Source organism: Caballeronia sp. dw_19, assembly GCF_018449515.1.
In the GTDB taxonomy this organism is placed as follows: domain Bacteria; phylum Pseudomonadota; class Gammaproteobacteria; order Burkholderiales; family Burkholderiaceae; genus Caballeronia.
This window is the reverse complement of sequence record NZ_JAAVUQ010000024.1, coordinates 1-10,890: the sequence shown is the minus strand read 5'-3', so window position 1 is coordinate 10,890 and position 10,890 is coordinate 1. Positions and strand designations below refer to the sequence as shown.

Annotated in this window: 9 protein-coding genes; all 9 read left to right on the top strand. The window is 59.8% G+C overall.

Annotation, left to right across the window (positions count from 1 at the left end; genetic code table 11):
* Positions 1 to 246: 246 nt before the first annotated feature.
* Positions 247 to 1,311, top strand: coding sequence for a glycosyltransferase family 4 protein (locus HB376_RS26615; RefSeq protein WP_213766720.1), 1,065 nt, complete (start codon positions 247 to 249; stop codon positions 1,309 to 1,311).
* Positions 1,312 to 1,644: 333 nt separating this feature from the next.
* Entirely contained in the window at positions 1,645 to 2,490 is an 846-nt protein-coding gene (locus tag HB376_RS26610; protein WP_213766719.1) for a hypothetical protein, read from the top strand.
* Between the two features lie 411 nt (positions 2,491 to 2,901).
* On the top strand, positions 2,902 to 3,630 hold the full coding sequence (locus HB376_RS26605) for an IclR family transcriptional regulator (RefSeq protein WP_213766718.1): 729 nt from the start codon (positions 2,902 to 2,904) through the stop codon (positions 3,628 to 3,630).
* 67 nt (positions 3,631 to 3,697) lie between these two features.
* Positions 3,698 to 5,323, top strand: coding sequence for an OPT/YSL family transporter (locus tag HB376_RS26600; RefSeq protein WP_213766717.1), 1,626 nt, complete (start codon positions 3,698 to 3,700; stop codon positions 5,321 to 5,323).
* 52 nt (positions 5,324 to 5,375) lie between these two features.
* Complete coding sequence (locus HB376_RS26595) at positions 5,376 to 6,560, top strand: aminotransferase class V-fold PLP-dependent enzyme (protein ID WP_213766716.1); 1,185 nt, start codon at positions 5,376 to 5,378, stop codon at positions 6,558 to 6,560.
* Positions 6,561 to 6,595: 35 nt separating this feature from the next.
* Positions 6,596 to 7,351, top strand: coding sequence for a dipeptidase PepE (gene pepE / locus HB376_RS26590; RefSeq protein ID WP_213766715.1), 756 nt, complete (start codon positions 6,596 to 6,598; stop codon positions 7,349 to 7,351).
* Positions 7,352 to 7,445: 94 nt separating this feature from the next.
* A complete protein-coding gene (locus HB376_RS26585; protein ID WP_213766714.1) occupies positions 7,446 to 8,591 on the top strand; it encodes a porin in 1,146 nt (381 codons plus the stop codon).
* Positions 8,592 to 8,675: 84 nt separating this feature from the next.
* Positions 8,676 to 9,653, top strand: a complete 978-nt coding sequence (locus tag HB376_RS26580; RefSeq protein WP_213766713.1) for a DUF1177 domain-containing protein — start codon at positions 8,676 to 8,678, stop codon at positions 9,651 to 9,653.
* A gap of 565 nt (positions 9,654 to 10,218) precedes the next feature.
* Positions 10,219 to 10,890: hypothetical protein (locus tag HB376_RS26575; RefSeq protein ID WP_213766712.1), on the top strand; the 672-nt coding region annotated here is incomplete at its 3' end.

Below are 10,890 nucleotides of genomic sequence, written 5' to 3'. Positions count from 1 at the left end.
TGGGTGCGTTGCATTTCGAGATGGAATCGATCTTGCTGTTTCCGATCACGCTCTGAACAGACGCCCTACACCCATAGCAGCAGCAACACCCAAGCAAACAGCGAAGCATCGCGATTTTTTCTCGTGCTATCGGCCATTACGCTGGAGACACCAGCACCGTGCCGAATCCGGGTAGGGCGATTCGCTTGATTTAACGACCGATGCCAAGCGCATCAATTTTGCCTGACATTATTAGGAGTTTCCGACATGCGAATCGCTCAAATCGCGCCTCTTCACGAAGCCGTCCCCCCCAAGTTCTACGGCGGCACGGAGCGCGTGGTGTCCTATCTGACCGAAGCGCTGGTTGAGGCCGGTCATGACGTCACTTTGTTCGCGAGCGGTGATTCGCAAACGTCGGCGAAGCTCGAAGCCTTCTGGCCGCAGGCCTTGCGCCTCGACCCGACCATCCGCGACACGATGGCGCCCCACATGCTGTTGCTGGAAGAAGTCCGCCGCCGCGCTGATGAATTCGACGTGCTGCATTTTCACATCGACTACTACCCGTTCTCGCTGTTCTCGCGCCAGCCGGTGCCGTTCCTGACGACCATGCACGGCCGTCTCGACCTGCCGGAACTGCAGCCGATCTTCAGCACGTTCAACGAAGCGCCGGTCGTGTCGATCTCCGACAACCAGCGTCAGCCGTTGCCGCAAGCCAACTGGCTCGCGACCGTTTATCACGGCCTGCCGGAAAACCTGCTTACGCCGATCCCGAACGTCGAACCGGGCTACCTCGCGTTCCTCGGCCGTATTTCGCCGGAAAAGCGTGTCGACCGGGCAATCCGTATTGCCGGTGCAGCGGGCATGAAGATCAAGATCGCTGCAAAAATCGATAACGCCGATCGCGCATATTACGAAGAGCAGATCAAGCCGTTGTTCGCGCTGCCGCACGTTGAATACATCGGTGAAATCAGTGAGTCGCAGAAGACCGAATTCCTTGGCAACGCGCACGCGCTGCTGTTCCCGATCGACTGGCCGGAGCCGTTCGGCCTGGTGATGATCGAAGCCATGGCTTGCGGTACGCCGGTGATCGCGTTTAATCGCGGTTCGGTGCCGGAAGTGATCGAAAACGGCGTGTCGGGTTTTGTCGTGGAAGACGAACTGAGCGCGATCGCCGCAGTGAAGCGCCTCGACACGCTGCCGCGCGCCAAGGTGCGTCAGGCGTTCGAAACGCGGTTTTCGTCGAAAGTCATGGCTGCGCGCTATGTTCATACGTATGAAGAACTGCTGCGTACCAAGCGCCGTACCATTCTGCGCGAAGTCAACGCGGGCTGATTTTTACGGTCGATAGTGATCTTGCGGACGCTGCATGATCGTTGGTTGGCCGAGTGAGCGAAAACAACGCCTCGTGCGCCGTCAGGCGCGCGAGGCGTTGTTGTTTTGACACACTGCGGGGGCAAGCTTCACGGGTTATCGTCGGGTTGAGCATGCCGGGCCGATGCCGTTTTCGACATTCTCCCTATAATGTGCGGGCTTCGTGAAATGCAGTGCAGCATCGGCGTGAACGTGTGGATGGGTGTGGAGTCTCTTGAAAATCGCATCGCGCGATGGGAGGAACTTACCGCGCTTACCGGGCTAATAAGGACAGTCGTGAACAGGAGCGAAGTTTTGGCGAGAACGAAGCAGAGTAGCGCGAGCCCGGCACCCGGTGCTGGCACCGTGTTCGCGCTGCGGGCGATCGGACTCGTGCTGGCCGCGCGCTGGTTGCTCTCGATGTCACAGATGGGCTACCTCTCTTCAATGCGCGCGATGACTTCGTCGCCGTGGGCCTGCGTCACGCTTGTGCTCTTGTTCCTGCTGCTTTTTCTTCCCGGCGCCCGGGCGCGTGCGGAACGGCCGTTGCATCCGTTGCCGCAGTGGTTGCGGCAAGCCTTGCGGCTGCTTGCGTTGCTGAGTTTCCTGTTTGCGGTCTGGTCGGTCGGGTTCTTTACGTGGACCGCCGGCTGGAAAAACGCCGTGCACGCACTGGGCGAAACCAATGGTTGGCTGCTCGTTGCGCCCGCGCTTTATGGCGTGGTGCTGTGGATTTGCCGGCCGCGTGCGCTGTGGCGCACGAATATTGCCGCGCGCCGGTTTGCTATCGGGCGTTATGCCATTTCCATCGATACCACCACACGCACGGCCGTCGTCTGGGCCGAAAGCCGCAAACTCGGTCAGTACGATGCGCGGGAGTTATCGGTGAAATGGCCTGAAGGAATGGGTGGAGCCACGGCTCCCGATGATGGGTCCGCTGGCTTGGAAAGCGCTGCCACCGTAACCGCTGTCGTGCCGAAGAAGCGCGGTTTGTTCGGCCGGGATGCGCGTGCCAAAATGGAACTGCTGTGGGATTCACCCGCCGCCGCCGGACACAATCGCAAAACTGTCTTCCGCGCCGCGCTGGCAAGCGAGGGCGACCGTAAGACGGCGCGAGCGCTGGACGCGTCGTTGCGTCAGAGTTTAAATGTCGGCACTTGAACCCGGACTGGCGTTAAGGGCGTCGGGTTCGAGTTGGGCCAAGTAGTCATGCCCACTTCGGGCGACAACCGGACGGGATCGTCGAACTTTCCTTGTATAACTGCGATCGCCGCAAAGGGAGTGGTTCGGGGATTTGGGCAGGGCAGCCCGCACACGTAGGTACGCGCAATAAAGGCCTTCAGGTAGTTGCCTGAGGGCTTTTTTATGCGTTTCGATCTCGCGTTCGGCGCATTCTGCCGCCAGTATTTTCCGTTCGTGTCCCCGTTCTATTTAATTTGTATTCCTGATTATATTCGGCTCCCGCACGGCTAATGGGTATTTACCCTTCGTTGACACGGCCGGCCTCCGTTTATTCTGGTTTTCAGGCAGAGACACTGTCTCTCATATAGAGACACAAACAAAAGACACGACATGCTAAAGACACTGGATAGCGCGTTGGCGCTGCTGACTCGATTCACGCTCGAAGAACCGACATGGGGCGTGCGCGAACTGGCGAAAGAAACCAACGTTCACCACTCGATCGTTCATCGCGTGCTGGCGACGTTCGCGGCTAATGGTTTTCTGACTCAGGACAGCGCCGGGCGTTATTCGCTCGGCCTGCGGCTTTTTGAACTCGGCCAGATCGCGCACCGGACGTTCGCGCCATCGGAGATCGTACAGCCCGCTCTGGATGCCCTTGCGCATGACAGCGGCGAAACCGTCTTTTTGTCGTTGCTCGACGGCATGCAGGGCGTGTGTACGGATATAGCCCAGAGCCAGCAGCAATTGCGCTTTTCGATCGAAGTGGGGCAGCGCTTCCGGCTCATCGCCGGCGCCCATGCAAAGGCCATCCTTGCATTCCAGCCAGACGAATTCCGCGCGGGAGTCTACGAGGAAGCCCATCTCGCCGACGGTGCGGCGATCGATGCCCGTCTCGATCAAATCCGCGCCGACGGCTGGAGCCACACCCGCGAGGAAGCGGCCGCCACGGTTGCCGGCCTGGCCGTTCCGCTGTGGTCGCGTGATCGCCGTCGCGTGATCGGATCGTTATCGATTGCAGGGCCGGTCCAGCGACTGGATGGTGAAGCGGTGCCACGGCTCATCGACGCATTGAAGAAAACCCGCGAAACGATCGAACCCGTTGTCGGCCTCCTCCGCTGAACGCCACGAGCGCCGTCCACTCACAAAAACTAGCCGCGCCTCGCAAAGCCGGCAGAGACCCGACCTCATGAAAGTATCGATCGACGCGCCTGACGCCCAGGCAGTACTTCTGGCTCAGGAAGCCACCCCTCGTCCGCGTGTCTCCTTTTTCGAGCCCGTACTCCTGCTGGTATCCATTTGCCTGTCGGTGCTCGGCGCGATCATTGGCATGCAATTGATCGTGACGCTCGGCATCTCCGCCAATACGTCGATCATCGGTGCGCTGATGGCGATCGTGTTCTCGCGGATTCCGTTGGCCGTGACGCGGCGTTTTCGCGTTCTCGAGCGCCAGAATCTCATGCAGACGGCGATTTCATCGGCAACATTCGGGGCGGCCAACTCGCTCATGATCCCGCTCGGCGTGCCCTTCGCGATGGGCATGCCCGAGCTCGTCACGCCGATGTTGATTGGCGCCATCGCCGCGATGCTGGTCGACGGCGCGATGCTCTACAACCTTTTCGGTAGCCGGATATTCCCGGCTACCGGCTCGTGGCCGGCGGGTGTCGCCACGGCGGAGGCCATTTGGGCAGGTGATCGCGGTGGCCGTAAAGCGGCATTTCTCGGGTTGGGCGTGGCGGCGGGCATTGCCGGGGCGCTGATGGGCGTGCCGATGTCGGCGTTCGGCGCGGCCTTTCTCGGCAACCTGGCGGCGTTGACCATGTTTGGCATCGGCTTGCTGGTCCGCGGTTATTCGATTCCGGTATTGCACGTCGATATTGCCGCCGCTTATATCCCGCATGGGTTGATGATCGGCGCCGGAATCGTTGCGCTGTTCCAGGTTGCTCGCGAGATCCATCGCTCACGAGCCAGCGTCGCCACCGATCCCCGCAATCTCGAGATGACAAGCGCTCGGGCCAGGCGGGTGTTATCGGGCGGCTTCGTCGCCTACATGCTCGTCGCGCTGCTGATCTCGGTGCTGGCCGGCCATATCACCGAACTGTCGCCGGCTATGCTGATCGGTTTTGTCCTCTATGCCGCGTTCGCGGCCTACGCCCACGAGTTGATCGTCGGTATCGCGGCCATGCACTCAGGCTGGTTCCCGGCGTTTGCTGTCGCGCTCATCACCTTGACGATCGGTATCGTGATCGGGTTCCCGCCGTCCGCGCTGGCGGTGCTCGCGGGTTTCTCAGCCGCCACCGGGCCCGCCTTCGCGGACATGGGTTACGACCTGAAGACCGGTTATCTGCTGCGAGGCGAGGGCCGCGACATGGAGGCCGAACTGGCCGGTCGTCGACAGCAACTGTTCGCGGGGATGGCCGGTTTCGTGGTCGCGGCGATCGTCGTCATTATTTTCCACGATCACTTCTTCTCGCGCGGCATGTTGCCGCCGGTGGACCGCGTTTATGCCGCATCGATCAAGGCGGGGTCATCGATGGAAATTACCCGCAACCTCGCGATCTGGGCCATTCCCGGCGCGCTGCTTCAATGGTTCGGCGGGTCGAAACGCCAGCTCGGCATCCTGCTTTCAACCGGCATGCTGATCGCGTCGCCACTCGCTGGGTGGGCCGTGCTTGCGGGACTGGCTATCCGCTTTGTCGTGACAAAGTTGCGCGGGGATCGCCACACCGCCGAAATGAGCGCCTTCGCGGGCGGCGTGATCGCCGGCGACGCGCTGTTCAGCTTCACCCACTCGATCACGCGTCTGCATAAGTGACTGACTTTTGCCGCCTACCCAATTACCCGCTTACCCGATTAGAGACGTAACCATGGATATGCAAGCCATCCGCGCAGCCACCCCGCTGACCGCGACAACTGTCTATATGGACACGGCCGCCGCGTCGATTCCGCCTGATGTCGTATTGGAGGAAGCGCGGCGCTATCTTCTCGATACCGGCCATATCGGCATCTATTTGCCGTCGTTCCGCAAGGAGACGTACGCGCGTGTTGAAGGCGTGCGTGCACAGCTCGCCGCCTTCCTCGGCGCCCACACGCACGAGATTGCGTTTACGAAGAACGGCACGGAAGCGATCTCGCTGGTTGCGCGCGGTATCGACTGGAAGCCCGGCGATGAAATCCTCGTCGCCGATACGGAAATGCTCAGCAATTTGTTGCCGTGGCGCAGGCTTGAGCAGACCCATAAGGTCGTCGTGAAAATGATCGCGGCGGACTCAGCCGGTGTTCTTTCTCCCGACGCGTTCGCCGCCGCCATCACCGCGCGTACGCGGCTCGCGACGTTTTCGCACGTGCCCAATTCAACCGGCGCAGTTCAGCCCGCCGCGCGGATCTGCAAGGTGGCGCGCGAGCGCGGGGTCTTGTCCCTGGTTAATGCGGCGCAGAGTGTCGGCATGTTGCGGGTGGACGTGGCGGAACTCGACTGCGATTTTCTGGCTGGATGTGGCCGCAAGGCGCTGCGGGCGACCGAAGGGTCGGGCTTTTTGTATGTGCGCGAAACGCATATCGATTCACTCGAACCCGTGCTTGCCGGTTGGTGGAACGGTGTGTTCGATCGCGCTACCGGCGCGCTGTCGTTCGTTCCTGGCGCGCGCCGCTTCGAGGCAGGTTGCCCTATTGTTCCGGCCATTCTTGCTCTCGGCGCAGCGATTAGTTATGCAGAAGAGATCGGAATCGACGCGATTGCCGAACGGGTACGCGAGCTAACCCGGTACGCGGTCGAGCAATTTTCTTCGCTGCCCGGGTTCGAGTTGTATGGGCCACGAGACATCACGCAGCGTATCGGTATCGTGCCGTTCAATCTGCGCGGCGTCGATCCTGCCATGCTCGTCTCGGTGCTTGAGGCGCAACAGTGCATTATCGAGGCGGGCAGTTTCATGGCGGATGCCATTCTCGCGCGATACGGCGTGAGCACGATGGCGCGCGTGTCCCTGCATTATTTCAATACTCACGAAGAGATCGATCGCGTCGCGCGCATCATTCGCACGACGGTGGTCTGACTCCAGCCTTATTCGACTACCAAGAGGGTTATGCCATGACACAACGCATTCTTTTGATGAGCAGTTCGCGCAAGGATCAGCTCGGTTATCTTGAACACGCAGGCGAACAGATTCACGCGCTGTTGAAACACGAACCACGCAAGGTGTTGTTCGTGCCATTCGCTGCCGTCACGTTCAGTTTCGATAGCTACGAAGATCTGGTCAAACCGGTGTTCGATCGCCTTGGGTATCCGCTCGAATCGATTCATCGAAGCGACAATCCGCTTGCGGCCATCGAGCAGGCGGACGTCATAGCCATTGGCGGCGGCAATACGTTCGCGCTGCTCAAGCGAATGTACGACGCCGGCATTGTTGAAGCAATTCGCGCGAAAGTTTTGGCCGGTACGCCCTATGTGGGATGGAGCGCGGGCAGCAATGTAGCGTGCCCGACGATCCGTACCACTAACGACATGCCCGTTGTCCAGCCGCCGACGCTGCGCGCGATCGGACTCGTTCCATTCCAGGTCAATCCGCACTTTATCAGCGGGAAACCCGCTGGCCATAACGGCGAAAGCCGGGAAGAGCGGCTTGCGGAGTTTCTCGCAATCAATGCGCCGGAACAGGTCTTCGCGTTGCCCGAAGGCTCCGCGTTGTATTCGGACGGTACGCACGGCACCGTCCTTGGCGAGCGTCACGCATTGCATTTTCTCGGCGATGGCCGCGTTGAAACCTTGCGTGAAAACGAGACCTTCGCGTTGTCCCGCATCACAGGTCCCGCCGATATAAACAATTGGCCCGAATTCATCCGCTAATCCGCTAAGTTCCGTCCGCCACCTCATCACGCCTGCGCGCTCGCGTGCAGGCGGAGGCGGCGCTCGTCCCACGTTTCCTGAGACCCGCTGAATCATGACGTCTTATCGCTGGCTGCCAGCATTGGCACTTACTCTCCCATGCGTCGCGTGGGCGCAATCCAGCGTCACGCTGTACGGCATTATCGATGCCGCGCTGACCTATCAGACGCACGCGAATTCCGCAGGGAACAGTGTTGTCGGTCTTCAACAAGGCAATGAGGGTTTCATCTCCGGCAGCCGGTTCGGCCTGCGAGGCAGCGAGGATCTGGGCGGTGGGGCCAAAGCGGGCTTCACGCTTGAAAACGGCTTTCTGGCCAACAGCGGCCGTCTCGACCAGCAAGGCCAGTTGTTCGGGCGCCAGGCGTTTGTGACGATAGGCAACCAGTACGGGGACCTGGCGTTGGGGCGTCAATATACGACGGCGAACACGATGTTGTATTACGTCGATCCGCTCGGCGTTGGCGCCGCGCCGTCGAACTCCTGGATGGTGTTCCTTACCGGCCAGCGATACGACAAGTCGGTCAGCTACACCGGCAGCTTCGGACCCGTCATGGCGATTGCGCAATACGCGCTTGGCGGTACGCCCGGCAGCACTCAGTCGATGTCCTCCACCTCGCTTGGCCTGAAATATTCGAGCGGCGCGATCACGTTGATCGGCGATGCGCAAACCACTCACGACAGCGCCGTCCGCGCGGCGCGTATTTATATCGCGGGCGTGAAGGCGTCCGTGGGTCCGGCCAAGCTGTTCGCGAACTACATCTACAGTCGCCGCGATGCCGGTTTCGATTCCTCGAAGGGCGGCACCGATACCGCGTCGATCACCAGCATGACGACGGCTGCCACGCCGCTGAATTCCGCTGCGATCGGCTCGGTTTTCTCCTCGACTCGCCGCGACGATTTCTTTACCGTCGGCGCCAGTTACCTCGCGACGCCCGCATTTACGCTCACCGCCAGCGCGATGCTCGACCGCACGCGTGCGGATGGGTTCAACGGCACCCGCGCAACCACCTATGGCGTAGCCGATTACGCCTTCAGCAAACGCACCGATGTGTACGTCGCCCTCGCGTACGACTGGGTACATGGCGACTGGTCAGGTCTCTTTGGCAATAGCACGACCAGTTACACGGGTGGGAGCGACAAGCCGCTGAACGGCCGCAACAACCAGACCACGGCAATGCTGGGACTGCGGCACGCGTTTTGAATTTTCATTTTCGCTTTTCATGTTCGCTTGGCACTGCAGAGCGAAATTTTATTGTTGTTTTTTGCATCAGGGAGCATTCCAGCAATGTCATTGCAGACCACGCTTGTTGCGTATGAAGCGCTCGATAGCGCAACCGTCAATGGGGCGAGCATCGTCAAGATGTTTGCGCCGTTTTCCGAGTTTAATGTCACTGTGAAGGTGACGACCGTCAATGACGAGCCGCCGGAAGACATCACCAAAACCGTGGATTTCGTGTCGGTCCTGATTCCGGGGACGGATGGCAAATCCATCGGCGGGACTTCGAGGACGTTGGGCGTGATCGGCCGTAACGGCGCTATTGGCGCCAGGCCGGTGCGGATCGGCATGGTGTCGGACGCGGATGGTCCGATCGGTGCGATCGCGACAGCGCTCAAGCTCGCGCAAATGAAACGCGCGGGCGACGACCTTCCCGGCGACGTGATTATCACCACGCATATTGCAACCGATGTATCGATGAGCTTCAACGATGGCGTCGCCTTCATGGGCATGCCGGTGTCGTCGGAGACAATGAATACCTACGAGGTGTCGAGCGCGATGGACGCGATCCTTTCAATCGATGCGTCCAAGGGAAACAGCATCATCAAGCAGCGCGGCTTCGCGCTCACACCGACGGCCATGCAGGGCTACATCCTGCGGATGTCGCCGGATCTGGTCAAGGTCATGGAATCCACGACGGGCAGGGCGGCTGTCACGCTGCCGATCAGCCAGCAGGACATCACGCCTTACGACAACGGGCTTTATCACTTCAACAGCATCATGCAACCGCATATTGCGACTGAAGCGCCGGTTGTCGGGGTTGCGGTGACCGCGCAGTCAGTGGTGGGCGGTAGCGACTCAAGCGCCAATCATGAAACCGATATAGCGGAGGTCGTGCGCTTTTGTGTTGAAGTGGCCAAGCGGTTCACGGTTGCATCGACGGATAACCCGTGCGAGTTCTACAACGTGGCGGAGTGGTCAACGATTCGTGGGATGTACCCGGATTTGTCGGTGTTTCAGACATCGGGGAACCCGATCGCGCGTTGATTGAAAGGGTTTCGACGTGCCTCGACACATTCGAGGCGCGGCAAAGTTTTCCGCCGTCCACGAAAGAAAATTCCCTCAAGCAATTGCTTAAGGGAATTTTCAACAAGATGGTTCGTCCTGAAATGAGTGGGCGCTCCCTGAGGGCGATTGCACTAAAGGGTTAAATTGTTGTGCGCCATGACCGCCCGAGAGTTGCGCGAGATCGCGATCGTCAGAGCATACTTTCAGACATCGATTCTTCAGTCATACTTTGTATGTTGTATGGCGTTTCAGCAGGTCGATAACGATGCGCCGGAGGAAAAGCGTTCTGTGCGGCGTTGGCTACGCGAGTGCGGCACGGTTCTTCGCCGAAGGCAACGCCGAAAAGGTCAACGTTTCAGGCTGGCAAGCCGTTTAACCGAGATGAGACAGAACACGTTAGCGGTGGCAGCAGATCAGGGCACTTCATGAGCGCAAGAATGAATATCAGAATACCCAGGCAGCCGCGCCGCTTTCCTATTGCGGCTAGCACGAGGCGATTACCTTCGGTGCGGTATACGCAACGTTCACAAACCGGAGTGATCGTATGAAATTCGCCGTTACGGTGATCTCGCCCCCCGGGTATATCCACTCCGCAGCGTTCCACGAAATTGCGGAAACGTTTTATTATGGTTTGCGGTCGCTGGGCCACGACTGCGTCTTGACTGCTGAAAGCCAGTTGGCCGGGCGGCAACATATCGTGCTGGGCTCGAACCTTCTCCCCACGTTCCCCCAGCCTTTCGCCCCCGATGCGATCCTGTACAACCTCGAACAGGTACAACACGGCTCGTCCTGGATTTCGCCTGCGCTTATTGAACTCTTTCGCCGGCATGTTGTTTGGGACTACAGCGAGCAGAACGTAACCAGACTTGCCGAGTTAGGCGTACACGTATCACGGCTTGTGCCTATCGGCTATGCCAGCGAACTCACCCGCATCGTCCGCGCGGCCGAACCGGACATCGACGTTCTATTTTTCGGCTCAATGGGGCCGCGACGACAAGCGGTGATCGACCAGATGCGGAGAGTGGGGCTCAAGGTCGAAGCCGTATTCGGCGTCTACGGGCAAGAGCGCGACGCGCTGATCGGTCGTGCGCGGCTGGTTCTGAACGTCCACCACTACGACGCGAAAGTATTGGAGATGGTGCGTATTTCCTACCTGCTCGCCAATCGCTGTTGTGTGTTGAGTGAGTACAGTTCCAATCCGGTCGATGACGATGCA

Coding starts and splice junctions, on each gene's coding strand:
- HB376_RS26585 (WP_213766714.1), top strand. CDS start 7,446: ATGACGTCTTATCGCTGGCTGCCAGCATTGGCACTTACTCTCCCATGC.
- HB376_RS26605 (WP_213766718.1), top strand. CDS start 2,902: ATGCTAAAGACACTGGATAGCGCGTTGGCGCTGCTGACTCGATTCACG.
- HB376_RS26615 (WP_213766720.1), top strand. CDS start 247: ATGCGAATCGCTCAAATCGCGCCTCTTCACGAAGCCGTCCCCCCCAAG.
- HB376_RS26600 (WP_213766717.1), top strand. CDS start 3,698: ATGAAAGTATCGATCGACGCGCCTGACGCCCAGGCAGTACTTCTGGCT.
- pepE (WP_213766715.1), top strand. CDS start 6,596: ATGACACAACGCATTCTTTTGATGAGCAGTTCGCGCAAGGATCAGCTC.
- HB376_RS26580 (WP_213766713.1), top strand. CDS start 8,676: ATGTCATTGCAGACCACGCTTGTTGCGTATGAAGCGCTCGATAGCGCA.
- HB376_RS26595 (WP_213766716.1), top strand. CDS start 5,376: ATGGATATGCAAGCCATCCGCGCAGCCACCCCGCTGACCGCGACAACT.